Annotated in this window: 22 protein-coding genes; 10 read left to right on the forward strand and 12 right to left on the reverse strand. The window is 74.5% G+C overall.

Going from position 1 to position 24,290, the window contains the following annotated elements; genetic code table 11:
- Window positions 1–75: 75 nt before the first annotated feature.
- A complete protein-coding gene (locus tag ACGF0J_RS05190; protein ID WP_393142203.1) occupies window positions 76–3,045 on the forward strand; it encodes an AAA family ATPase in 2,970 nt (989 codons plus the stop codon).
- Between the two features lie 136 nt (window positions 3,046–3,181).
- Here the strand turns inward: ACGF0J_RS05190 and ACGF0J_RS05195 are convergent, their stop codons facing one another.
- On the reverse strand, window positions 3,182–4,531 hold the full coding sequence (locus tag ACGF0J_RS05195) for a carotenoid oxygenase family protein (protein WP_393142204.1): 1,350 nt from the start codon (window positions 4,529–4,531) through the stop codon (window positions 3,182–3,184).
- Between the two features lie 374 nt (window positions 4,532–4,905).
- On the opposite strand from ACGF0J_RS05195, the gene ACGF0J_RS05200 reads away from it, so the two are divergent.
- Window positions 4,906–5,844 (forward strand): aminoglycoside phosphotransferase family protein, encoded by a 939-nt coding sequence (locus tag ACGF0J_RS05200; protein WP_393142205.1) that lies wholly within the window; start codon window positions 4,906–4,908, stop codon window positions 5,842–5,844.
- A gap of 104 nt (window positions 5,845–5,948) precedes the next feature.
- Here the strand turns inward: ACGF0J_RS05200 and ACGF0J_RS05205 are convergent, their stop codons facing one another.
- The 3 genes from ACGF0J_RS05205 to ACGF0J_RS05215 form a co-directional block, all read right to left on the reverse strand.
- The gene (locus tag ACGF0J_RS05205; protein WP_393142206.1) at window positions 5,949–6,122 is read right to left on the reverse strand and encodes a hypothetical protein; all 174 of its coding nucleotides are present in this window, start codon (window positions 6,120–6,122) and stop codon (window positions 5,949–5,951) included.
- Between the two features lie 89 nt (window positions 6,123–6,211).
- Window positions 6,212–6,433 (reverse strand): helix-turn-helix domain-containing protein, encoded by a 222-nt coding sequence (locus tag ACGF0J_RS05210; protein ID WP_393142207.1) that lies wholly within the window; start codon window positions 6,431–6,433, stop codon window positions 6,212–6,214.
- Entirely contained in the window at window positions 6,433–6,930 is a 498-nt protein-coding gene (locus tag ACGF0J_RS05215; protein WP_393142208.1) for a DUF2975 domain-containing protein, read from the reverse strand. Before ACGF0J_RS05215 ends, ACGF0J_RS05210 begins: the two co-directional genes overlap by 1 nt.
- A 248-nt stretch (window positions 6,931–7,178) precedes the next feature.
- Here ACGF0J_RS05215 and ACGF0J_RS05220 point away from each other — a divergent pair, with 248 nt between their 5' ends.
- Entirely contained in the window at window positions 7,179–7,772 is a 594-nt protein-coding gene (locus ACGF0J_RS05220; RefSeq protein WP_393142209.1) for a TetR/AcrR family transcriptional regulator, read from the forward strand.
- Between the two features lie 54 nt (window positions 7,773–7,826).
- Here ACGF0J_RS05220 and ACGF0J_RS05225 read toward each other — a convergent pair whose 3' ends face one another.
- The 4 genes from ACGF0J_RS05225 to ACGF0J_RS05240 all read right to left on the reverse strand — a co-directional run bounded on the left by ACGF0J_RS05225 (window position 7,827) and on the right by ACGF0J_RS05240 (window position 13,188).
- Entirely contained in the window at window positions 7,827–10,037 is a 2,211-nt protein-coding gene (locus ACGF0J_RS05225) for a hypothetical protein (RefSeq protein WP_393142210.1), read from the reverse strand.
- A gap of 83 nt (window positions 10,038–10,120) precedes the next feature.
- The gene (locus ACGF0J_RS05230) at window positions 10,121–11,068 is read right to left on the reverse strand and encodes a carbohydrate kinase family protein (protein ID WP_393142211.1); all 948 of its coding nucleotides are present in this window, start codon (window positions 11,066–11,068) and stop codon (window positions 10,121–10,123) included.
- A complete protein-coding gene (locus ACGF0J_RS05235) occupies window positions 11,065–11,991 on the reverse strand; it encodes a pseudouridine-5'-phosphate glycosidase (protein ID WP_393142212.1) in 927 nt (308 codons plus the stop codon). Before ACGF0J_RS05235 ends, ACGF0J_RS05230 begins: the two co-directional genes overlap by 4 nt.
- Window positions 11,992–12,090: 99 nt before the next feature.
- Window positions 12,091–13,188 (reverse strand): YeiH family protein, encoded by a 1,098-nt coding sequence (locus tag ACGF0J_RS05240; protein ID WP_393142213.1) that lies wholly within the window; start codon window positions 13,186–13,188, stop codon window positions 12,091–12,093.
- A 70-nt stretch (window positions 13,189–13,258) separates the two neighbouring features.
- On the opposite strand from ACGF0J_RS05240, the gene ACGF0J_RS05245 reads away from it, so the two are divergent.
- From ACGF0J_RS05245 to ACGF0J_RS05275, 7 genes are read left to right on the forward strand one after another with little or no spacing between them, the layout of a single operon-like run.
- Window positions 13,259–14,149, forward strand: a complete 891-nt coding sequence (locus ACGF0J_RS05245) for a LysR family transcriptional regulator (RefSeq protein WP_393142214.1) — start codon at window positions 13,259–13,261, stop codon at window positions 14,147–14,149.
- Window positions 14,150–14,191: 42 nt separating this feature from the next.
- Window positions 14,192–15,817 (forward strand): phytoene desaturase family protein, encoded by a 1,626-nt coding sequence (locus tag ACGF0J_RS05250; protein WP_393142215.1) that lies wholly within the window; start codon window positions 14,192–14,194, stop codon window positions 15,815–15,817.
- A gap of 41 nt (window positions 15,818–15,858) precedes the next feature.
- On the forward strand, window positions 15,859–16,554 hold the full coding sequence (locus tag ACGF0J_RS05255) for a response regulator transcription factor (RefSeq protein ID WP_393142216.1): 696 nt from the start codon (window positions 15,859–15,861) through the stop codon (window positions 16,552–16,554).
- A complete protein-coding gene (locus ACGF0J_RS05260) occupies window positions 16,551–17,918 on the forward strand; it encodes an ATP-binding protein (protein ID WP_393142217.1) in 1,368 nt (455 codons plus the stop codon). Before ACGF0J_RS05255 ends, ACGF0J_RS05260 begins: the two co-directional genes overlap by 4 nt.
- A 35-nt stretch (window positions 17,919–17,953) precedes the next feature.
- Complete coding sequence (locus ACGF0J_RS05265) at window positions 17,954–19,126, forward strand: glycosyltransferase (RefSeq protein WP_393142218.1); 1,173 nt, start codon at window positions 17,954–17,956, stop codon at window positions 19,124–19,126.
- Window positions 19,123–21,093: a glycosyltransferase family 39 protein gene (locus ACGF0J_RS05270; RefSeq protein WP_393142219.1), complete on the forward strand. Its 1,971-nt coding sequence runs from the start codon at window positions 19,123–19,125 to the stop codon at window positions 21,091–21,093. Before ACGF0J_RS05265 ends, ACGF0J_RS05270 begins: the two co-directional genes overlap by 4 nt.
- A 40-nt stretch (window positions 21,094–21,133) precedes the next feature.
- Window positions 21,134–21,751, forward strand: coding sequence for a TetR/AcrR family transcriptional regulator (locus tag ACGF0J_RS05275; RefSeq protein WP_393142220.1), 618 nt, complete (start codon window positions 21,134–21,136; stop codon window positions 21,749–21,751).
- 19 nt (window positions 21,752–21,770) lie between these two features.
- Here ACGF0J_RS05275 and ACGF0J_RS05280 read toward each other — a convergent pair whose 3' ends face one another.
- The 4 genes from ACGF0J_RS05280 to ACGF0J_RS05295 all read right to left on the reverse strand — a co-directional run bounded on the left by ACGF0J_RS05280 (window position 21,771) and on the right by ACGF0J_RS05295 (window position 24,216).
- Complete coding sequence (locus ACGF0J_RS05280; protein WP_393142221.1) at window positions 21,771–22,037, reverse strand: hypothetical protein; 267 nt, start codon at window positions 22,035–22,037, stop codon at window positions 21,771–21,773.
- A gap of 71 nt (window positions 22,038–22,108) precedes the next feature.
- Window positions 22,109–22,960 (reverse strand): helix-turn-helix domain-containing protein, encoded by an 852-nt coding sequence (locus ACGF0J_RS05285; RefSeq protein WP_393142222.1) that lies wholly within the window; start codon window positions 22,958–22,960, stop codon window positions 22,109–22,111.
- A 59-nt stretch (window positions 22,961–23,019) separates the two neighbouring features.
- Window positions 23,020–23,280: a hypothetical protein gene (locus ACGF0J_RS05290; protein WP_393142223.1), complete on the reverse strand. Its 261-nt coding sequence runs from the start codon at window positions 23,278–23,280 to the stop codon at window positions 23,020–23,022.
- A gap of 129 nt (window positions 23,281–23,409) precedes the next feature.
- Complete coding sequence (locus ACGF0J_RS05295; protein ID WP_393142224.1) at window positions 23,410–24,216, reverse strand: GNAT family N-acetyltransferase; 807 nt, start codon at window positions 24,214–24,216, stop codon at window positions 23,410–23,412.
- Window positions 24,217–24,290: the final 74 nt, after the last annotated feature.

A 24,290-nucleotide genomic window follows, 5' to 3' on the forward strand; every position in this document is an offset into this window, starting at 1 on the left:
GCGGGTCCGGCGAACGGGGCGGGCGGGCCTGCCGCGCGGCCGATCCTGTCGGGGCAGGATGGCATCCTTGTGAGCGTGACGATCCACACGGTGAGCCCGGTGTTCGCCGGACGGGACGGCGAGCTGGCCGTCCTCGACGAGGCGCTGGCCCGCGCGCGGGCGGGCGCCTCCTCCACCGTGCTCGTCGGTGGCGAGGCCGGCGTCGGCAAGACGCGGCTGGTCCAGGAGTTCGAGCAGCGGGCCGGCGACGCCCAGCTGCTCGTGGGCGGCTGCCTGGAGCTGGGCACCGACGGTCTGCCGTTCGCGCCGTTCAGCGCCGTGCTGCGCGGCCTGGTGCGCGGCCGCGGCCGGGACGGCGTCGCCGCGCTCGTGCCCGGCCACACCCGGGGGCTGGCCCGGCTGCTGCCCGAGTTCGGCGAGCCCGACAAGGACGGCCCCGAGGCGCGCGCCCGGCTGTTCGAGCAGATGCTCGGCCTGCTGGAGCGGCTCGCCGAGGACCAGCCGACCGTCCTCGTCATCGAGGACGCCCACTGGGCCGACCGCTCCACCCGCGACCTGCTGTCCTTCCTGGTGCGCTACCAGCGCTCCGACGCCCGGCTGCTCACCCTCGTCACCTACCGTTCCGACGAGCTGCACCGCACCCACCCCCTGCGCCCGCTGCTCGCCGAGCTGGCCCGGGTCGGCGGGGTGCGCAGGCTGGAGCTGCGCCGGCTCACCCGCCGCGAGGTGGTCGCCCAGGCGGCCGGCATCCTCGACCGCGAGCCGTCCGCAGCCGACATCGAGCTGATCTACGAGCGCAGCGAGGGCAACCCGCTGTTCGTCGAGGCGCTGCTGGGCGAGACCGGCGGTGTCGACACGCTGCCCGAGTCGCTGCGCGACCTGCTGCTGGCCGGGGTCGAGCGGCTGCCCGAGGAGACGCAGGAGCTGCTGCGGGTGGCCAGCGCCGGCGGCCAGCACATCGAGCACGCCCTGCTCACCGCCGTCAGCGGCCTCGACGACGCCGCCCTGTCCCAGGCGCTGCGGCCCGCCGTCGCCGGCAACGTCCTCGTGGTCGACGGCGAGGGCTACGCGTTCCGCCACGCCCTCATCCGCGAGGCCCTCCACGAAGACCTGCTGCCGGGCGAGCACACGCGCCTGCACACCCGCTTCGCCGAGGCCATCGCCCGCGACCCGTCCCTGCTGCCCGAGCCGCGAGGCGCGATCGAGCTGGCCCACCACTGGCACGCGGCCCACGACGCCACCTCGGCGCTGGTCAGCGCCTGGAAGGCCGCCGCCGCGGCGCGCAGGTCCACCGCCTACGACGAGCAGCTTCGCATGCTGTCCCGGGTGCTGGAGCTGTGGGGCCAGGTGCCCGACGCGGCGGCACGCATCGGGTGCGAGCACGTCGACGTCCTCGGGCGGGCCGCCACGGTCGCCCACGTGGCGGGTGAGTTCGAGCGGGGCATCGCGCTGGCCGGCGCCGCCATGGCCGAGGTCGATCCCGAGACCGATCCGATCAGGGCCGCCCGCCTGCTGCGCCGGCGCGGCATGATCCGCTACTCGCTGGGCAGGTCCGGCCACCTCGACGACCTGCGGCAGGCCGCCGCCCTCGTCTCCGACGGCGGCCCGCTCAAGCTGCGCGCCCAGGTGCTGGAAAACCTGGCGCGCATGCTGCACGCCCCCGACGTGTGGTCCGAGCGGATCGCGACCTCCCAGCGCGCCATCGAGCTGGCCCGCCAGGTGGGGGAGCCCGCCGTCGAGGCCACCGCCCTCATCGCGCTGACCTGGGCGCGCTGCCAGCGGTTCTCCCGCATCGACGAGGAGCTGGCCGGGTTCGCCGAGGTGCGGCGGCTCGCGCTCGCCGCCGGCGACCCCAACGCGCTGATCGGCGGCGCCATCTCCGAATCCGACGTCCTGGAGGGCGCCGGGCGGCACGATCGGGCGGCCCGGGTGGCGCGCGAGGGCCTCGCCGAGGCCGAACGGCAGGGCCTGGCCCGCACCTCGGGCACCTTCCTCGCGATCAACCTCGCCGAGCCGCTGGTGTCGCTCGGCCGCTGGGACGAGGCGCTGGAGGTCATCGACCGCGCCCTCGACCGCGTCCCGCCACCGCCCACCCAGGCGAGCCTGCAGGGCAACGCCGCCGACATCGCGCTGGCCCGTGGCCGGCTCGACCGGGCGGAGGAGCTGCACGCGGCCGCCCGCCGCGTCCTGGGCCGCGGCGTCTACCGCGCCCAGCACGTGCTGCCGCACGCCCGCCGGGAGATCGAGCTGCTGGTCGCCCGCGGCCGCCTGGGCGAGGCGCTGGAGACGGCCGCGCGCACGCTGCGCGAGCGGGACTTCATGGAGAGCCCGCGCTACTCGTGGCCGGTGCTGGTGGCGTTCGCCCGGCTCGGCGAGCCGCTGGTGCCGGAGCTGTGGTCGCTGGCGCGACGGCTCAGGGTGGAGGGTGATCAGCAACATGCCCACTGGCTCACCTTCACCGCCCTGACCTGGCCCGCTGCGGCCGTCGCGGGCCAGGACGAGCAGAATCACGCGGGGCTTCGCGACGAGGACGTCGTGGCCGGGCGGCTGGTGGCGTGCGACGAGGCGGTGGCGGCCTGGGCGGCGCTCCAGCAGCCCTACTCCGAGGCCCGCGCGCTCGCGGACGCCGCGCACGCGGCCCTGGCCCGAGGCGACCGGCAGCAGGCGGCCGACCGGCTGACCCGCTCTCGCGAACTCGCCGACCGGCTCGGCGCCGCGCCGCTGCTCGCCGAGCTGGACGGCCTGGCCAGACGTGCCAGGATTCCCTCCGGCGGCCCCACCACCGGCGCGCCGGGCGCCGGCGACGGCAGCGGGCCGGAGGCGTCCCCCGGCGGTCCCTCGCTGGGGTTGACTGCCAGGGAGCTGGAGGTGCTCCGGCTGGTGGCCGACGGGCGGAGCAACCGGGAGATCGCCGGCGAGCTGTTCATCGCGGTCAAGACCGTCAGCGTGCACGTCTCCAACATCCTGGGCAAGCTCGGCGCCGCCTCCCGGGGCGAGGCCGCCGCCACCGCCCACCGCCTCCACCTCTTCGACGGCGAGCCCTGAGGCCACGGGAACAGGCGCGTGCGTGGAGGCGGTCGCCGGCTGCTCGGCCACCCTGATCCGTGGCCGTCGTGACGCGATGCTCAGGCCGGGATCCAGTGCTCGGCCACCCTGATCCGTGGCCGCCGAGACGTGAAGCTCAGGCCGGGATCCAGTTGCCGTGGAAGCCGGCCGGGACGCGGACCGGGAGATGCACCTCGGCCAGTGGCGGCGCAGCCAGGTCGGCGGCGTCGAGGATGGCCAGATAGCCGCGGTCGGCGGCCCGGTCGTGGGCGAAGGTCATCAGGTACCCGTGGTTCTCCCCGCCCGCGCCCGCCGCCACGAAGACCGCCTCGCCGCAGGTGTGCCCGGCCGGGAAGCGGTGCACCGCCCGTACGCCGCCGTCGGCCAGGTCATAGGCGTAGATCTCCGACCGCTCCGGCTCGGCCTCCAGGGCGAAGCTGGTGGTGTAGCCATAGCGGTGCGGCAGCCCGATCACGTTGTCGGCGACGCGCGGGTATTCGCTGGGCGCGTCGTCCACGGGAGACTCCGCGACTGTGCCGGCGCGCGGGTCCAGGGTCCAGCGGTGCAAGGAGGGCAGGCCGCCGCCGACGTCGTCGGGGCCGCCGCGCCACAGCGACGGCACCCGGGTGCCGGTGACCGTGATCGTGCCGGTGGTGGGGTCCTCGAAGGCGTTCATGATGTGCCAGATGTAGCACGGCGCGATGTCGTACCAGCGTACGGGCGCGTCGTCGCCGGCCGTGCGCGGCAGGACGCCGAACCTGGCCTGATGGGCGTCGTCCCAGTGCCATGGCGGTGCGCCGGCGGCGGCCCGGGCCGCGTCGAAGACCACGGGCAGGTCCAGGAAGATCACGTGATCGCGGGTGATGGCGAAGTCGTGCATCATCGTCGCCCGCGGCACGTCGATCACCCGCGTCTGCACCACCTTCCCCGCGGCGTCGGCGCGGTAGTACGTCAGGTACGGCGGGCGCAGCCGGGAGCCGAAGAACAGCAGCTCACCGGTGATCGGGCAGGTCTTCGGGTGCGCCGTCATCGGCGTCCGCAGCGCCCCGTCGAAGGTGTACGCCCCGACGGTGGCCAGGTCGGGCGTCACCTCGTACGGGAAGCCGCCCTCCTCCAGCGCGAACAGCTTGCCGGCGTGCGCGATCAGGTGCGTGTTGGCCGTGGTGACCCGGTAGTCGATCCTGCCCGTGCCGGGATCGAAGGCGAGGGCGAACCGGGACTCGCCGGGGCGCTCGTACAGCGGAGTGCGGACGTACCGGTTGCGGTACCAGCGCGCCCGGCCGCCGTCCAGCGCGATCGTGTGGATCATGCCGTCGCCCGCGAAGGAGTGCGGCGACCAGCCGGTGCGCGGGTTGGGCCCGTTGCGGAAGAACTGGCCCGACAGCTCGGTGGGGATCCGGCCCGTCACCTTGGCGGGCTCCAGCGTCACCTCCTGCGCGACCGGCGCGTTGTTGCCGTCGAGGTGCAGCGGGACGGTCTCGGTCATGGGGGATCTCCTGTCGGCGTGGTGGGGGACGCCGACAACCATGCGCGGGAAGGTCCGGGAAGAACAGTCTTGTTCTGCCGGACGTCGTCAGCCGCCCGGCGTACGCGCAGGTCAGGGCGGTGCGAGAGTTCTTCGCTGACGTCCGGCCGGCGCGGGATCGTGTACTCGTCGAGCCCCCGGGCGAAGAAGCCGGTACTGGTCGAGCCCCCGGGGGAAGAGCCGGTGCCCGTCGCAGGCGCCGGTGGGACGGCGGCGTCGATCGTCGTTCGGTAGGGTGGCGGGCATGGTTTGACGCCTGCCCGGCAGCCGGGCACCTCCGTTGGCTCCTTCGTTCGCCCGTTCGTTCCCAGGCCCTGACGAAGGAGATCTCTCGTATGAACACGTCGACCCCGATCGACGTCCCCGCCGCGTTCGCCGCGTCCTACGGCGCCAACGGCGCCGGGGCGCGGACCTGGCTCGCCGGGCTGCCCCGCCTCGGTGGTGACTTCCTGCGCCGCTGGGAGTTGCGGCTCGACGGCCCGGTCGCGCACGGCATGGCGTCCCTGGTCCTGCCCGTGCGGCGGGCCGACGGCACGCCCGCCGTCCTCAAGCTGCAGCAGCCGCGCGAGGAGACCGCCGGTGTGGTGGCCGGGCTGCTGGCGTGGCGGGGCGACGGCATCGTCCGCCTGCTCGACCACGACGAGGAGAGCGGCACCCAGCTCCTCGAACGGCTGGACGACGCCCGGCCGCTGTCCGCGGTGGCGGACGACCGTGTCGCCCTGCCGGTGCTGGCGGAGCTGATGGCCCGGCTGACCTCGGTGCCCGCGCCCGACGGGGTGCGATCCCTGGCCGGGATCGCCGCCGCCATGCTGGACCAGGCACCGGCCGCGGTGCCGGCGCTGCGCGACCCCGCCGAACGGCGGCTGGTGCTCACCTGCGCGTCCGCCGTGGCCGAGCTGGTCGGCGAGCCCGGCGACCGGCTGCTGCACTGGGACCTGCACGGCGGCAACGTCCTGGCGGGGGAGCGGGAACCGTGGCTGGCCATCGACCCCGAGCCGTTGGCCGGCGACCCCGGGTTCGAGCTGCTGCCGGCGCTGGACGACCGATGGGACGCGGTCGCGGCGACGGGTGACGTGGCGGGCGCGGTGCGTCGGCGGTTCGACCTGCTGACCGAGGTGGTCGGCCTGGACCGGCAGCGGGCGACCGGTTGGACGCTCGGCCGTGTGCTGCAGAACGCGTTGTGGGACGTCGAGGACGGCAAGACCGCCCTCGAACCGACTCAGGTCGCCATCGCCACGGCCTTGCTGGGTCGTGCGACGCCGCACCTGCTCTGAGGGGTCGCCGCCGGCGGGCCTGGTCGCTGAGGCCGGGGCGGGGACGCCCCGGCCGGGGGTCGGCCCGAGGGTGGGCACGCGTGCGCGCCCGCCCTCGGCGTCGATCAGGCCTGGAGCTGGAGTGTGATGGAGGGGGCGGTGATGGCGGTGTCGTCGGCCAGCAGGAAGGCCTTGGACAGGATGAGTGCCAACCGGCCGTCCTCCTCGAAGGGCAGGAACAGCCTGGCCTGGGTGTCGCGACCGGCGACGATGCACAGGTAGGCGTCGTTGGGTTCCATGAGGCCGTCCGCCGACCCCAGGTGAAAGCGGTGCCGGACGACAGAACGTCGGGCCGGGCGCGGGCCGCTGTCGGGACCGCCGCTCGTCGTCACCCGTCCGCGGCGTCGTCGGCCTCCCAGCGCAGCAGGTCTCCCGGCTGGCACTCGAGCGCTTCGCAGAGCGCGGAGAGCGTCGTGAAGCGCACCGCCTTGGCGCGGCCGTTCTTCAGGACGGCCAGGTTGGCGGGCGTGATCCCGACGCGGTCCGCGAGCTCGCCCACGGACATCTTCCGCTTGGCGAGCATCACGTCGATGTCGACGGCGATCGGCATCAGATCACCTCTTCGAGCTCGGCCTGCAGTTGTGCCGCCTCGGCGTCGCGGGCGACGGCCTGGGCGAGCAGCATCCGCAGCACGAGCACGACCAGCGCGACCCCCAGGATGGCCACCACGGCCCCGCAGATCAGCAGGACGATGCCCGGCGCGACGGCCTCCCCCGGCGCCAGGAGGACCGCCAGCCCGAACATCAGGACGGCGGCCGCCACGATGGCGCCGATCACGATGTGCACGTACCGGAAGGCGGCGTGGGAGAACACGGTTCCGCGTCGCACCATCGTCACCAGCCGCCACACGCAGACCAGGACGACCTGGGCCGTCACGATGCCCAGAACCATGATCACGAGGAACGGGGTGCGCAGGTACGCGTAGTCGGGCCGGAGCCCCTCCAGGTCGACCGCCAGCAGCGGCACCATCACCGTCTGGACGAACACCGAACCGGCGAGCAGCGCCACGAGCACGACGCGCAGCGCGAGCACTGTCAGCTTTCCCATCGTCTCTCCTTCGATCGACTCACGATGGAAATATATCGATATTCGATAGGAGTGGCAAGGGTCCGGTCGACCGGATGGCGGGATGCTCAGCCGAGTCCGCCGAGGCTCCGGCGTATCGTTGCCCCCCGGCTCGCGGCCGCTGGCGTAGGCCCTCAGGGCAGTGACTCGGCACTCACTAGCGGCGATAGAAGTGCTAGCGGTGGTAGAGTTGTCGTAGACATGATGTCTAGCGTTGCTATGATGCGGCCATGTCCGCCATCACCCAACGCCGCGAACGCGAGCGCGCCCAGCGCCATCAGCTGATCATCACGGCCGCCCGCGAACTGGCCCAGGCCGAAGGGTGGGAGGCGGTGACGACGCGCAGGCTGGCTGAGCGCGTCGAGTACAGCCAGCCCGTGCTCTACAGCCACTTCGACGGGAAGGACGCCATCCTGCGCGCCGTTGCCGTCGAAGGCTTCGGCGAACTCGCGGCCCACCTGCGCCGCGCCCGGCTGGCCACCCCCGAGCAGCCTCACGCACTGCACGCCGTCTGCCGCGCCTACCTGGAGTTCGCGACCGGGCAGCCCGCGCTCTACCAGGCCATGTTCGTCCTGCCGACCGACGTGAAGGTAGGGCACGCCGAGACGCCGCCTTCGCTGCGCGCCGCCTTCGACGAGTTCGTGAGCTGCTTCGGCTCGGACGACCCGCGACGCGAGCTGTTCGCCGAAGTCACCTGGAGCGCGTTGCACGGCCTCGCCGCCCTGGCCGGCAGCGGCCGCATCTCCCCGGACGGCCAGACGGAGCGGCTCGACTTCCTCGTCACCCAGATCGCCGGCGAGGCGAGTGGACCGGCCACGCCGTGACAGGCACGGCGAGTGGACCGGCCACGCCGTGACGGGAAAGGGCGAGGCCGAATCTCAGCCGGTGAGCTGAGCCTCCAGGCGGTAGCCGTCCACCGTGACGTACACCTGGTCGCCCGGCCGGGCGTTGAGGCGCATCAGGACAGGCTGGAGCGAGTCGAAGACCGGCTGGTGCCCCTGCCACACGAGCACGATGGCGTTGTCGCCGGGACCCGTCACCGACAGCAGCGTGCCGGGTCGCATGCCGAGCTGGGCCGCGTACCCTTCGGGCACGGGCACCGGGCCGCCGCGCAGGTGCTCGGGAGTCACCTCGATGCGCTGCCAGCGGCGCGGGTCGGACGACGGGCCGGGGATCGGCGGGCGTGGCACGACCGGGGCGCCGGCCAGCGCCGGGGAGCGGCCGCCCGACAGCGCGGAGAGCGTGGCGAGGGCCGCCGACGGGTCGATGGAGCCGGCCGCGGCCGTGGGGATCGGCTGCCCGCCGCGGTGGTGGTGGCCGTTGGCTCCGGGGGTACGGCGGGGAAGCGGCTGCGCCGGCGACGGGGCGGCGGCGGCCGGCGCGCCGGCCGGACCCTCCGGCGGCAGGGCGTCGAGCCACGCCTGGGCGGAGTGGGCCCGGACGCCGAGCTCCGCCATGAGCTCCACCACGTCGGTGTCGGCCGGGCGCGTCGCCAGAAGCTGCCGCGTACGGGCCTGCAGCCGCTGGATGTCGCCGACGACCAGCCACCCGTCCTGCAGGCGGCGGTCGGGCATCAGCGTGACCAGCACCCGCCACAGCGGCGTGCGCAGCGACGGCACCATCACCGGGTGGGCCGGGTCGGCGCCGATCAGCTGCTCCTGGGTGGCGGCGGCGCCGAGCCATTCGGTCAGCCGGAACATGTGCCCGGTCACCGGCGCGGACTCCGACGAGCGCAGCCACTGCAGGACGCGTTCCTCCGCGGTGCGCTGGGCCTGGGAGAGCGCGTCGCGGTCGACGAGCATCTTGTGCGCGAGGGTACGGAGGCTGACGGGGTCCTCGGCGAACAGCCGGTGCACGGCGACGGCCAGTTCGAGCTTGTCCAGCGTGCGGAACAGGCCGTCCACCACCCGGACCATCGCGTGGTCGGTGTCGGAGGGCGCGGGTGCCGCGGCCGGGGGAACGGGGCCGGCCGAGCCGGGCGCGGCGGCGGGACGGTCGCCGCCGGGGAGGGAGGGGGGCGCCCCGGGGACGGGCGGGGTGGCGGCCGTACCGGCCGGACGGTGAGGGAGAGGCGCGCCGGGAGCCGGACCGGCCCCGCCCACACCGGGCTGCGGACCCGTCTGCGGACCCGTCGGGGAGCCCGTCTGCGGGGCTGCCGGGAAGGGGCCGGAATGGGCCGCGCCGCCGGACGCGGCCGGGGACTCGGGCTGGGCGCCGCCCTGCCGCTGCGGCAGGCCGCCGGGCTGGGCCGGGAACGCCCCGGTCTGCCGTTGCTGCGGGCCCGAGGCGCCCGCCGGGAAGGGGCCGCTCTGCGTGGAGGAGGGGAAAGGGCCGCTCTGGGCGGGGGAGGGGAAGGGGCCGCTCTGGGCGGAGGGGCCGTCCTGCGCGGCGGCGGGGAAGGCGCCGCTCTGGTGGGGGGCCGGGCTCTGCGCGCCGCCGGCGTCCGGGTGACCGCCCGGGCCCTGCGGGCCGCCCGTGGTGTGCGGGCCGCCGGTGGTGTGCGGGCTGCCGGTGGTGTTCGGACGGGCCGGGCCGGGCTGGACGGCGGGGAAGCTGCCGGTCTGCCGCTGCGACTCGCCGGCGGACTCGGGCTCGCGCTGCCCGGGTACGGCGCCGCGCTGCACGGGGAGGGTGGCCTCCGGATGCCCCGCCGGGGGCCCCGGACGGGACGCCTGCAAGCGGCCCAGAACCTCGCGGAACACCGCGCCCATCACCACTTCGGGCGTCGCGGACGGCGTGGCCAGGTCGCCGGGCGTCAGGCGGCGCAGCCGGCGCCAGCCGCCCAGCCCGGCGACCGCCGTGCGGGTGGCGTCGGGCCAGCCGGGCAGCGCCGGGTCCACGTGGTGGATGGTCAGAGCCGGAAGCAGGTCGGCCAGCGGGATGTGGTCCCAGCGGGAGGCGGCCAGCCGGGCGAGCCGCTCGCAGATCCAGTCGAGTCCGGTCGTGCCGAGCGCCCGCTGGAGGGCCACCGACGACCACCAGGCGGCCGGCAGCCGCGGGTCGCCCAGGGACTCCGCGATCTGCTGGGGTCTACTCCAGCGCAGGGCAGGGACGAGGTCGCTCAGGCAGATCGATGACTCGACGTCCATCGGCGGACCGTATCCTCCCCAGAGTGAGCCGCGTTACTAGGCGATACGCATGTGGTCAATGGTGCAGCCTATGCGGCAAGCTATCAATCGGCGTGAATAGGGTAAAGACGATTCACTTCCAAACCGTACCGTGGCCGACCGCCCACGAGGGCCACGCACGCGGCTCCCGCCCGGCAACCGGCCCGGAGCGCTGCCTGTTCGCCGGCGCCGCGGAGGGCCGCCGTGAGGTATCCGGCCGCGAAGGCGTCACCCGCCCCCGTGGTGTCCACGGCCTGGGTGTGAACCCCCTCCACGGTAGCCACCACCCGGCCTCCGGTGGCCGCCAGCGCGCCCTGGGGTCCCAGCTTGACCACCGCCGTGCCGTACCTGTCGCTCAGGATCTCGGCGGCCCGCTCGGGGGTGGGCGCGCCGGTGAGCAGGAGCGCCTCGTCGAGGTTGGGGATGATCAGGTCGGCGGCGGCCGACTCGGCCAGGAAACGCTCGACGCCGAACTCCCGGAGCGGGCCGGTCGAGGCGGGATCGACGCTGACGCGCACCCCCGCCGCGGCGGCCTGCGCCATGGCGAGCCTGGCCAGCCGCAGCCCCGGCTCGGCGAACATCGTGTACGCCGACAGGTGCAGCCGCCCGACGCCGCCGAGCAGGGAGCCGTCCCAGTCGTCCGGGGAGATCCGGCCGCCGGCCCCGCGGTTGGTGAGCATGGTGCGCTCGCCCGTCGCGTCCACCATGGCGATCACCACGGCCGTCGGGCGGTCCGGATCGACGACGAGATGAGGGCGCACCCCGGTGCCGCGCAGCTCGCCGGTGTGCCACTCGCCGGTGTCGCGCCCGACCCGGGCCAGCAGGCGGACGTCGCCGCCGAGGTGGGCGGCCCAGGCGGCGGTGTTCGCGCCGGAGCCGCCGGGACGCAGCACGATCTCCGCCGCGGTGTCGGTGCCGGGCGCGAGCGGGGCGCCGTGCAGGGCCACCACGTCGGTCACGACGTCGCCGACGACCAGCAGTCCGGTGGCGGCGGGCGGGCCCGCGAGGGTCACGGGCGCGACCAGGCCAGCGCGATCCGGGCGGCGAGCGCGGTGTTGCCGCGCACGGCCGCCAGGTTGGCCTCCAGCGAGGCGCCGCCGGTGCCGCGCACCAGGTAGCCCAGCAGGAACGGCGTGATCGCCTGGCCGGTGACGCCGTCGCGGTCGGCGGCGGCCAGCGCCTCCGCCAGCACCCGGTCGTGCAGGGCGGGATCGAGCTGCCGGTCCTCGGGCACCGGGTTGGCGACGATCAGCGCGGTCTGCTGGCCGCCGAACGCGTCCTGGCCGCGCATGATCGCCGCGGCCTGTTCGGGCGTCTCGATCCGCCAGTCGACCGGCTCACCGGAGGAGTGCAGGTAGAAGCCGGGGAAGGTGTCGGTGCGGTAGCCCGCGACGGTGACGCCGCGGGTCTCCAGCCGCTGCAGCGTCGCCCGCACGTCGAGGATCGACTTCACACCTGCGCACACCACCGTGATCCGGGTACGGGCCAGCGTGTCGAGGTCGGCCGACTCGTCCTGCTCCTCGGTCCAGCCGCGGTGGACGCCGCCGAGCCCGCCCGTGGCGAAGATCCGGATGCCCGCCCGCGCGGCCAGGAACGACGTGGCCGACACGGTCGTCGCGCCGCTGGCCTTCAGCGCCGCGGCCACGGGCAGGTCGCGCTGACCCAGCTTGCGCAGGCCCGGCTCGGTCGCGATGCGCTCCAGGTCGGCCTCGTCCAGACCGACCCGGGCCACGCCGTCGAGCACCGCGATCGTGGCCGGCACGGCGCCCGCCTCCCGGACGATCCCCTCCAGCTCCCGGGCGACCTCCAGGTTGCGCGGCTGCGGCAGCCCGTGGGAGATGATCGTGGACTCCAGCGCCACGACGGGGGCGCCGGCGGCGAGCGCCGCGGCGACCTCGTCGGACGGCTGGAGCAGAGGCGTGGTGGCGCTGTGCATGTGGGTCCGATGCTCCTCGTAGGTCTGCGGATGCGGCGGTGAAGCGCACGTCAGTGTATTTCACCTGGTTCGCTCGGCCGCCAGGGCATGCCTCCGGAGTCAGGCGAGGAACACGACGCCGGCCAGCGAGACGGCGGCGAGCAGGCCCGTGGCGATGCCGCCCAGCAGCAGGACGCGCCCGCCCCGGGCCAGCTTGCGCGCGTCGATGCCGGTGCCCAGGGCGAACAGCGCGGCGGCCATGAGCACGGCGGTGACGTCGGGCAGGACCGCCGTCACCGAGGGCGGCACGAGGCCGAGGCTGCGCAGGGCGACCGCCCCGAGGAACCCCGCCACGAACAACGGCATCACCGGGGGCCGCCCCCCGGCGTCGCGCGCGGGCGCGGACGGCCCGCCGGCTGTGGGGGAGACGGCTGTGGGGGGAGCGGCGGTGGGGGAGGCGGCGGTGGTGGTGGCGGTGGTGGCGGTGGTGTCGGCGGGTGCGGTGGCGGCGGGGGCGGGCGCGGGGGCGGCCGTGGTGAGGGCGACGATGGGGGCGAGCAGGAGGACGCGGCCGAGCTTCACGGTGATCGCGGTGGCCAGCACGCCGGAGGCCGACCCGATCGCCGCCACCTGGGCCACCTCGTGCACCGCCGCGCCCGCCCACACCCCGAGCTGGGCCGGGGACAGCCCCAGCCACGACGCCGCCAGTGGCACGGCGACGATGGCCGCGCTCCCGTACAGGACCACCACGCCGAGCGCCGCCGCGGCGTCGTCGTCCGTCGTCACGGGACGCCCGCCGGGCCCGGGCGCGCGGGTCGCGTCGTGCATCGCGGCGATGGCGGCGGCGCCGCAGACGGCCACCCCGGTGGCGACGAGCAGCGACGTGCCGGCCGGCAGGCCGAGCCGCCGGCCGATCAGCGGCGTGAGCGTGAACGTGACCCCCGTGGCCGTGACCACGACCGCCACCGTCGGCCAGCCCAGCGCCAGCACCTGCGGCACCGCGATCTGGAACCCCAGCAGCACGATGGCCGTCCGCAGCACCCGCCGGGCCGTGAACGCCAGCCCGGGACGCAGCCGGGGCCCGGCGCCGCCGAGGTTCGCCAGCAGCGCGCCCGCCGCCACCGCCACCACGGCCGGGCTGAGCGCCGGGACGATCCGGTTGACGACCAGCGAGAGGGCCACCGCGAGCACGGTCGCGGCGAGGCCGGGCAGGAGCATGCCCCCAGTCTTCGTGGCGCGGGAGGGGGCCGGTAGCCGCCGCATGACTGGGAGGTCATAGCCTGGGGCTATGACTGAGCTGCCTGACCTCGTCTCCCTCCAGCTCCTGGTCGACGTGGGCGAGCTGGGCAGCCTCGGCCAGGCGGCCAGGGCGGCCGGCATGGCGCAGCCGTCCGCCAGCAAGCGCATCGCGCTGCTCGAACGCCGCCTCGGCCTGCCCCTGCTGGAACGCACGCCGCGCGGCTCCACCCTCACCACGGAGGGGCGGATGGTGGCGGGCTGGGCGGCTCAGGTGCTCGCCGCCGCCCACGAGCTGACCCGCGCCGCGCGGGCCGTGCGGCACCGCGGCGCCGCGCACCTGCGGGTGGCGGCCAGCATGACGGTGGCCGAGTACCTGGTGCCGCGCTGGCTCGGCGAGCTCCAGCGCCGCGAGGCCGGCGTCCAGGTGGGCCTCGACGTGGTCAACTCCGCCGACGTGGCCGCCCGGGTGCTGGCGGGGGAGGTGGAGCTGGGGTTCGTGGAGGGGCCGAGCGTGCCCGACGGGCTGGCCCGCCGCGTCGTGGCCACGGACCGGCTGGTGGTGGTCGTGGCGCCCGGTCACCCGTGGGCGCGCCGCCGCACCGCGCTGCGGAGCGCCGAACTCGCCGCGACCCCGCTGGTCGTCCGCGAGTCCGGGTCGGGCACCCGGGTGACGCTGGACGTGGCGTTCACGGGGCTGCGCCAGGCCAGCCCGCGGCTGGAGCTCGGGTCCAACGCGGCCGTCAAGGGGGCGGCCCAGGCCGGGGTGGCGCCCGCGGTGCTCAGCGGGTACGCCGTCGAGGCCGAGCTGGCCACCGGGCGGCTGGTGGAGGTGCCGCTGGCCGGGGTGGACCTGGCCCGCAGCCTGCACGCGGTGTGGCGGCGCGGACGTCCCCTCACCGGGCCGGCCGCCACCCTGCTCGCCATCGCCGGCCCCGCCTGAGCGGCGGTCGCCCGACCAGCCCGCGGGCCGTAAGGTGCCGCTATGAGCAGGTATGACGTCGTCATCGCCGGGGGCGGGCACAACGGGCTCGTCGCGGCCGCCTACCTGGCGCGCGCCGGAAGCAAGGTCCTCGTCCTCGAACGGCTCGGCCACGCCGGTGGCCTGGCCGTCTCCACCCGCGCCTTCCCGGGCGTGGACGTGCGCCTGTCGCGCTACTCCTACCTGGTCAGCCTCCTCCCCACGAAGATCGCCCGGGACCTCGGCCTCGGCCTGGAGCTGCGCCGCCGCCGCTACGCCTCCTACACGCCCAAGGACCGCACCGGCCTGCTGGTCGACAACGGCGACGCGGCGCGCACGGCCGCCTCGTTCCGCGACGTCACCGGCGGCACGGCCGACCACCAGGCGTGGCAGGACTTCTACGGTCTCGTCGGGCGGGTCGCGCGCACGCTGGCGCCGACGCTGCTGGAGCCGCTGCGCCCCGCCGCGGAGATCGAGCGGCTGGTCGGTCCGCAGGCGTGGCGCGACCTGTTCCGGCGGCCCATCGGCGAGGTGGTGGACGAGCGGTTCGGCGACGACACGGTGCGCGGGGTCGTGCTGACCGACGCGCTGATCGGCACGTTCGCCGACCCTGCCACGGACCTGCTGGCCAACCGATGCTTCCTCTACCACGTCATCGGTGACGGCACCGGCGAGTGGAACGTCCCCGTGGGCGGCATGGGCGCCGTCTCCGGCGCGATCGAGGAGGCGGCCAGGCGGGCCGGGGCACGGATCGTGACCGGCGCCGAGATCGTCGGCATCGCGCCGTCCGGAGAGGTGACCTTCCGCACGGCGCGCGACGCGGAGCGCGGCGGCCGGCACCCCGGGCAGCACGAGGGGCAGCGCGAGGGGCAGCACGAGGGGCAGCACGACGGGCAGCATGACGGGCAGCACGACGCAGAGCACGAGGAGCACACGGTCACGGGCGGGCACGTGCTGGTCAACCTGCCGCCCGCGGTGCTCGACCGGCTGCTCGGCCGGCCCGACACGGTGCCGGAGGGCGCCCAGCTCAAGGTGAACATGGTGCTGTCGCGGCTGCCCCGGCTCAAGGACCCGGCCGTGGACCCGAAGGCGGCCTTCAGCGGCACGTTCCACATCAACGAGGGCCGCGACCAGCTCGCCCGCGCCTACGAGCAGGCGGCCGGCGGCCGGATCCCCGACCTGCCGCCGGCCGAGGTCTACTGCCACTCGCTGACCGACCCGTCCGTCCTCGGCCCGGAGCTGCGCGGCCGGGCCGAGACGATGACGTTGTTCGGCCTGCACATGCCCGCCCGGCTGTTCCGGGAGGACCCGGAGCGGGCGCGGGCCGAGGCCCTGCGCGCCACGTTCGCCTCCGTCGACTCGGTCCTGGCCGAACCGTTGCAGGACTGCCTGCTGCGCGCTCCCGACGGCACGCCCTGCGTCGAGGCCAGGACCCCGGTGGACCTGGAGACGGAGACCGGCCTGCCCGGCGGCCACATCTTCCACCGAGACCTGTCCTGGCCGTACGCCGGCGAGGGCGGCTGGGGCGTCGAGACCGAGCACGAGCGGATCCTGCTGTGCGGGGCGGGCGCCCGCAGGGGCGGCGGCGTCAGCGGCATCCCCGGCCACAACGCCGCCATGGCGCTGCTGACGGGCGGCGGGCGGGCGTGACACTCATCGGGCTCTCATCATGAGCGCCTACCTTGAGTGGCATGAGTGAAGCCGCACGGTTGCTGGTGGTGGACGACGAGCCCGCGCTGCGCGAGGCACTGCAGTCGAGCCTGGAGTTCGAGGGCTACCGGGTCGCCACGGCCGACGACGGGCAGGCCGCGCTGGAGGAGCTGGCCCGCGAGCCGTACGACGCCGTGCTGCTCGACGTCATGATGCCCCGCCTCGACGGGCTGACGGCCTGCAGGCGGCTGCGCGCCTCGGCCAACCACGTGCCCGTCCTCATGCTGACGGCCCGCGACGCCGTGGGCGACCGGGTCTCCGGGCTCGACGCGGGCGCGGACGACTACCTGGTGAAGCCGTTCGAGCTGGACGAGCTGCTGGCCCGGGTACGCGCCCTGCTGCGGCGCGGCGCTCTGCGGGACACGCCGGCCGACGACGCCCTGGCCTACGCCGACCTGCGCATGGACCCGGCCACCCGGGAGGTCACGCGCGGCCGGCGGGTGCTCGACCTCACCCGCACCGAGTACCTGCTGATGGAGCTGTTCCTGACGCACCCGCGCCAGGTGCTGACGAGGGAGCAGATCCTCGGCGAGGTGTGGGGGTTCGACTTCGAGCCGACGTCCAATTCGCTGGACGTGTACGTGATGTATCTGCGGCGCAAGACCGAGGCCGGCGGCGAGCCGCGGGTGATCCACACCGTGCGCGGAGTCGGGTACGTGCTGCGGGCCGCGCCGTGAGACGGGGCAGCCTCCGTTCACGGCTGACGCTCCTGGTGGCGCTGGCCGTGGCGCTGGCCGTCGCGATCAGCTCCGGCGCCTGCTACATGATCGTCCGCCAGCAGCTGTACGACCAGATGGGTCGCGCCCTGCGGCCCGACCCCGGGGCGTCCCCGTACCAGAGGAAGAAGGACCTCGACTACGTGGGCTCCCACTGCACGACCGACGCGTCGGTCGCGGCGGACTTCCAGCCGCCGGAGATCAACCAGCTCGTCTTCAGCGACGGCCGCCCCACCTGCCACCTGGGCCCGCCCATCGTCGTGCGGGGCGGTGACCGGCGCATCGCGGCACGGGGGGGCTTCCACACCTACACGGGCGCGACGACCGACGGCACCGCCGTGCTCGTCTTCGTCGAGGGCGTCGAGCCCGGCATGGCCCGCATGAAGGCACGGCGGCTCGACCAGCTCCACGACACCCTCAACATGGTCGCCCTGCTGCTGGGCGCGGTCGCCGCCCTCGGCGTGCTCGGCGCGGCGCTGGCCGGCTGGGCCGTCTCCCGCACGGCGCTGGCGCCGGTCGGCCGGCTCACCCGTGCCGTCGAGCACATCGCGCAGACCGAGGACCTCACCACCCGCATCCCGATCGCCGGCACCGACGAGATCGCCCGCCTCGGCTCGTCGTTCAACGCCATGACGGCGGCCCTGGCCGGCTCCCGCGAACGCCAGCAGCAGCTCGTCGCCGACGCCGGACACGAGCTGCGCACCCCCCTGACCACCCTGCGCACCAACATCGACCTGCTGCTGCGCAGCGAGCAGACCGGCCGCAGCCTCGACCCGGGGGCCAAGGAGCGCCTGCTGGTCAACGTGAAGGCGCAGTTCGCCGAGCTGTCCACGCTGGTCGGCGACCTGTTGCAGCTCGCCCGCGGCGACACCGACCACGAGCCGCACGTGGAGCTGGCGCTGCACGACGTCGTCGAGGCAGCCGTCGAGCGGGCCCGGCTGCGCGGCGCCGAGGTCACCACCGACCTCGACCCCTGGCACGTCGTCGGCGGAGCCGCCTCGCTGGAACGGGCCGTGCTCAACCTGATCGACAACGCCGCGAAGTTCGGTCCCGGCCAGGTGGACGTGGCCCTGCGCGGTGGCGAGCTGACCGTGCGCGACCGCGGGCCCGGCATCCCCGAGGGGGAGCTGCCGCACGTCTTCAACCGTTTCTGGCGCTCCCCGACGGCGCGCGGCATGCCCGGCTCGGGCCTCGGGCTGGCGATCGTGGCGCAGGCCGTGGCCGAGGCGGGAGGACAGGCGCGCCTGGCCAACGCCCCCGGGGGCGGCATCCTCGCTACGATCACTTTGCCGGGCAAATCTCATCCTGCCCTCAGAAACCAGTAAGTCCCCTTAAATCCTGAACCCCTGAACTGTGGGGCATGGAGACAACAGTGAAGACGCGCCTGGTCGAGGTGGTCGTCCCCGTGCACAACGAGCAGCGGGCGCTCCGCGACAGCGTCACCCGGCTGCACGGCTACCTCACCGGCACCTTCCCGTACGGCTTCCGCATCACGATCGCCGACAACGCCAGCTCCGACGGCACCTGGCACGTCGCCCGGGGACTCGCCGCCGAACTGCCGCACGTACGGGCCGTCCACCTCGACGCCAAGGGCCGGGGCAGGGCGCTGCGCCACGTCTGGTCTTCCAGTGACGCGGACGTCGTCAGCTACATGGATGTGGACCTGTCCACCGACCTCGACGCGTTCCTGCCGCTGGTCGCGCCGCTGCTGTCCGGCCACAGCGACCTCGCGATCGGCACCCGGCTGGCCCGGACGTCACGGGTGGTGCGCGGGCCGAAACGCGAGCTCATCTCCCGCTCGTACAACCTGTTGCTCCGCTCGGTGATGGGGGCGCGCTTCTCCGACGCCCAGTGCGGCTTCAAGGCCGCGCGCACGGAGGTCGCGCATGCCCTGCTGCCCGCCGTCGAGGACGAGGAGTGGTTCTTCGACACCGAGCTGCTGCTGCTCGCCGAAGGGGCCGGGCTGCGCATCCACGAGGTGCCCGTCGACTGGGTGGACGACCCCGACAGCCGCGTGGACGTCCTGCGCACCGCCCTGGACGACCTGCGCGGCATGGCCCGGGTCGCCCGCCGGACGCTGTGGGGCGCGGCCCGCCTGCCCGTGCCGCCACGGGTGCGGGAGGCGCGGCTGCCGCGCGGCATGGCCCGGCAACTGCCCCGGTTCGCCCTCGTGGGAGCGGTCAGCACGCTGGCCTACCTGGCGCTGTTCTCGCTGCTGCGGCAGGCGGTGCCCGCCCTGACGGCGAACGCGGTGGCGCTGCTCGTCACCGCCGTGGCCAACACCGCCGCCAACCGCCGCTTCACCTTCGGCGTGACCGGCTCGGCCGGGGCGCTGCGGCACCAGTTCGAGGGGCTGGTCGCCTTCCTCGTCGGGCTCGCCCTCACCACCGGCGGGCTGGCCCTGCTCCCCGCCGGAGTCCCGCACGGGATGGAACTCGCCGCCGTCGTCGCCGCCAACGCCCTCGCCACCCTGGTGCGCTTCCTGCTGCTGCGCGGCTGGGTCTTCCACCCGAAGCGGGGGCAGGGCCGATGACCGCCACCCTCGCCCGGCCGCCGCACCGCCGGGCCCCGCTCGCCGGCCGCGTCGTGTTCGGCGCGGGCGACGCCCCCCGCTGGTCGCGGCCCGCGCTGTGGTGCGTGCTCGCCGCCGCGTTCGCCCTGTACGCCTGGGCGCTCAGCGGTGACGCCAACGCCTACTACGCCGCCGCCGTCCGGTCCGGCACCACGAGCTGGAAGGCGTTCTTCTTCGGCGCGCTCGACGCCGGCTCGTTCATCACCGTCGACAAGCCGCCGCTGGCGCTGTGGGTCATGGGACTGTCGGCGCGGATCTTCGGCTACGGCACCTGGAGCATGCTGCTTCCGCAGGCGGTCGCCGGCGTGGCCACCGTCGCGCTGGTCCATTCCGCGGTCCGGCGCGGCCTCGGCACCGGCCCGTACGCGCACGCCGCGGCGCTCGGGGCGGCCGTCGTCATGACGCTGACACCCATCACCGTGGCGATCAACCGGGACAACAACCCCGACACCCTCCTCGTCCTGCTGCTCGTGGCGGCCGGCTGGTGCTGCCTGGAGGCGTCGCGCGCCGGGCGGCCGCGTCTGCTGATGCTGTGCGCGCTGCTCGTCGGGCTGGCGTTCCACACCAAGATGCTCCAGGCGTACGTGGCGGTGCCGGCCTTCGCGCTGGCGTACCTGGCGTGCGCGCGCACGACGGCCGCCAGGCGGCTCGCTCACCTGCTGGCCGCCGGGGCGGTGCTGGCCGCGGCCAGCGCCTGGTGGATGGTGATCGTGGACCTGTGGCCGGCGGACTCCCGCCCGTACGTCGGCGGCTCCACGGACAACTCCGTGTGGGACCTCGTCATCGGCTACAACGGGCTCGGGCGGATCTTCGGGCAGGGCGGCGGGGCCGGCGGCTTCGGCGGCGGCGCGTCCTTCGGCGGCGCCCCGGGGGCCGGGCGGCTGTTCAACGACACCATGGCGGGCCAGATCTCGTGGCTGCTGCCGTTCTGCGCGTCGGCGGCGGGCGTCGCGGCGGTGTCGGCCTGGTCGCGGTGGCGCGCCCGCGGGGCGGGCGCGACGCCGGTCTGGTCCGTGCTGCGCCAGCCGGGCGCGCCGTGGATCATGTGGGGGGTCTGGCTGGCCGTCCACTTCGCGGTGTTCAGCTTCTCCAGCGGCACCTTCCACCCGTACTACACGACGGCGATGGCGCCGGCCGTGGCGGCGCTCACCGGGATGGGCGCAGTGCTCATGTGGCGGGCCCACCGGCACTCCCGCGCCTGGTGGTGGGTGCTGCCGCTGGCGGTCGCGGTCACCGGTGGCTGGTCGTTCGCCGTGCTGCGCCGCACCCCCGACTGGCTGCCCTGGCTGGCCTGGGTCGTGCTCGCCGCCACCGTGCTCGCCTCGGCGGGGCTCGTCCTGGCCCGGCTCGGCGGGGGCGCGCTGAGAAGGTCGGCCGTGGGTGTGCTGCCGGTCGCGCTGGTCGCGGGGCTCGCCGGCCCGGCCGCGTACGCGGTGACGCCGCTGCGGTCGCCGGTCAACGGCACGAACCCCACGGCCGGCCCGGCCGCCGGCTCGGGCATGGGGGGCGGCCCCGGCGTGCGGGGCACGCGCCTCGGTGCGCCGCCCTCGGGCGTGCGGCCCGGGGGAAGGGACGGCCGGGGAGCCGGGGGATTCGGCGGCGAGCCCGACGCCGCGCTCGTCGCGTATCTGCAGGCGAACCAGGGGACGGCCACCTGGCTCGTCGCGGTCGCCGGCGCCCAGCAGGCGTCCTCCATCATCCTGGCCACCGGCGAACCGGTCATCGCCATGGGCGGCTTCACCGGGCGCGACCCCGCGATGACCGTCGCCCGCCTGCGTGACCTCGTCGCCTCCGGACGCCTGCGGTACGTGCTGACCGGCGGTGGCGGCCCCGGCCGGGGCGACAGCGAGGTCACCGACTGGGTCCGGCGCACCTGTGCGGCCGTGACCGGCCACGACGGCCTCCACGACTGCTCCGCCGCCGGATGACCCACCCTGCCGTCCCGCCGTGGGCCGATAGGCTTGGCCGGTGCGGAGTACGTCTCGGGCCGAGCAGGCCGACCAGCGCCGGGCCGAGCTGCTCGAGGCCACCCGCAAGGTGGTGCTCGAACGCGGCCTGGCCAACACCCGGATCGCCGACATCGCCAAGTCGATCAACGTCAGCGGCGGCCTCATCCACTACCACTTCGCCACCAAGGACGAGCTGATCACCGCCATGCTCAGGGCCACGCTCGACATCGAGAGCGCCCGGCTCGACGAGCTGGCCGCCGGCCCCGGCACCGCGGCGGAGCGGCTGGACCGGGTGCTGCAGTACTACATCCCGGAGTCCAGGTCCGACCAGAGCTGGCTGCTGTGGATCGACGCCTGGAACACCGCGCTGCGCGAGCCGGCCGTCAACGGCATCATGCTGGAGCTGGAGACGGCCTGGCTGGACGCGCTGGCGCGGGTGCTGGCCGACGGCACCTCGACGGGTGAGTTCGCCTGCGACGACCCGGCGGGGGCGGCCGAGCGCATCGACGCCATGCTCGACGGCCTCGTGATCCGGTACACCCTCCATCCCACGGTCCTCAGCCGTTCCCGCCTTCTCGATCACGCCCGGACGGCCGCCGCCCGGGAGGCCGGCATCTCCCCCGACGCCTTCGCCTGAGGCCGCCGCCCGGGGCAGGTCAGGCGGGCAGGGCGGCGAGGAGGAAGGCGAGGCGGGCGGCGGCGCCCTCGACGTCGTCGGTCGTGCCGAGCCGGTAGCCCCACGAGGTGACGAAGCTGCCGTCCTCCGAGCAGGTCACGCTCTCCGCGAGCGTGGCGGAGAACCGGTTGCGCACCGACACGTACGCCGGGTCGCTCGCCAGGGCCAGGCTCTGGATGGTCAGATCGGCGTGACGACCGGCACACCACGCGAACCGCTCCAGGCTGAGCGCGGTATCAAGCATCATGCGTCACCTCCGCAACGTCCTCGCGAGAAGAATTGCACGATCTTGTGGAGGCGGGCAAGCAATTGCGCGGATTAAGAGGCGGATTGTTTGCGGTAATCGTCAAGAATGCGGAGAATGACGTCGCGGCCCGCCTCGTCGAACGCCGCCACCTTGGCGTAGTCGTCGAAGGCGCGGACGTAGAAGGCGATGTCGTCGGGGTCGCGCAGCACGAGGTCCTTGGTCATGGTGGCGACGCCGACCATGCCCTCGTTGTAGATCCAGAATCCGTTGACCGGCGCCGACGGCAGCTCGGCGGCGAAGGGGATGACGCCGAACTCGACGTTCGGCAGGCTGCTGACGGCGATCAGCCGGTCGAGCTGTCCGCGCATGACGTCCACCGGGGCGAGCCGGGTGCGCAGCGCCGACTCGGGCAGCACGAACCTGAACGTCCGGCTCCGGTCGTAGAGGATCTCCTGCCGCTGCATCCGCACCCGCACGGCCGCGTCGATCTGCTCGGGAGCGCTGTAGAGGCGTCTGACCTTACGGAAGACGTGGCGGGAGTATTCGGCGGTCTGCAGCAGGCCGACCACGATGTTCGGCTCGAAGACCCGGAACAGCCGGGTGCGCGCCTCCAGGTCGCGGATGTCCTCCTGGAGGGCGGCAAGGCCGCTGCGGTGCCGCTGCTTCCAGTCGTCGTGCCGTTCGAGCAGCGCGATGGCCTGCGCGATGAGCTGGTCCGTGGTCTCCGGCGGGGCCTGCACGGCCTGCGCCCACACGACGACGTCGTCCTCCGTCGCCGTCTGCCTGGCGTTCTCCAGGCGGGAGACCTTCGACGGCTGCCAGCGCAGCCGCTCGGCCAGGTCCTTGCCCGACAGGTGGGCGGCCTCGCGCAGTGCACGGAGCTGGTTGCCGAGGTCGGCGCGCGCCTGCTGAAAGGACGTCACGCGCCAAGAGGCTAGCCCCGCTGCTGCCGATCATGCCAGGGGCGGTCACGCAATTGTGATCAAGTGGTGGCGGATGGCGTCGGACCCGAAACAGGGGATGCGGTCTCCGGCGGGCCGGGCAGCACCCGGCGGGCGATCTCGGTGATCAGCTCGCGGGGCACCTCGACGGCGGTCTCGCCGTCGAGCACGTCGCGCAGGTCGGCCAGGGCCTCGGGGTCGGTGAGCCGCAGCCCCTGGACGACGATCGTGCCGCGGTCGGTCTCGTAGAGGGTGGGGCAGGCGCCCGCCTCCGACGTGGAGCCGAGGAACCGCATGCGCATGGAGTCCTTCTCTCGCCGAGAACTGCAATTGCGCGCAATTGTACGGCTCGGGAGGACATAGCTGATCGTTTGCCACAAAACCGTCACATAAGGCGCGCTTACCCCATGAGGCCGACAGATCAGGGCGGATCAGCCGAGAGCCTGCATGAACGGCAGGAACTGCCTGGACCGGTCGCCGGGCGGCGACCCGTCACGCGCCATGAGCGACACCGCCCACGGCTCGCCCATGCCGTGCGCCTCGGCCCACCGGATCAGGTCGGCGTGCGCCGTGTCGACGTCCATCCGCACCTCGCCTCCGACGTGCAGGGCCAGGTCGCCGATCAGCGCCTGCGCGGTCGCCAGGTCGCGGGCCACCACGGGGCCGATGACGACGTTGCCGTCGTTGCGCCAGCAGTGCCCGAACCCGCCGTCGGCGACGAGCACCTGCTCGCCGAAGCCGGACATGCGCCGCAGCAGCGCCGATCTGTCGGTGCCGAACACCTCGGCGTCGAGCGCCAGGATCATGCCGAGGTCGTCGTCGCCGGCCGGGCGCGTCCGGCCGGACGGCTCGCCCCGGAAGACGCCGGTGTGCTTGACGACCCGCCCCAGGACGCGGAAGCCGAGCTGCTCGTAGAGCGGGCGGCCGGCGTCGGTGGCGTGCAGGGAGACCGTGCGCTCGCCCGCCTCGGCAAGCACGTGCTCCATCAGCTTGCGCGCCAGCCCCTGGCGGGCGTAACGGGAGGCGGTCAGCACCATGCTGATCACCGCGTGGTCGTCGCCGTAGCGGGTCAGCACGTTGGTCGCCGCGAGCCCGTCACCGTCGGGCGCGTCGATGCCGTAGCCCTCGCCCACGTCGAGGAGCAGCCCCCACTTGTGCCGCTCGGGCCCCCAGTCACGGCTCTCGGCCAGCCGGGTGCACGCGTCGAGGTCGTCGGAGGTCAGCCGGCGGATCCGCATGCCGGTCATCCTTCCGCACGCCGGCACCCGGCTCAACCGGATTTCGACTCGTCGCACCGGGCGAAGAGGGACGC

It is taken from the genome of Nonomuraea sp. NPDC047897, from assembly GCF_043204415.1.
GTDB lineage: Bacteria > Actinomycetota > Actinomycetes > Streptosporangiales > Streptosporangiaceae > Nonomuraea.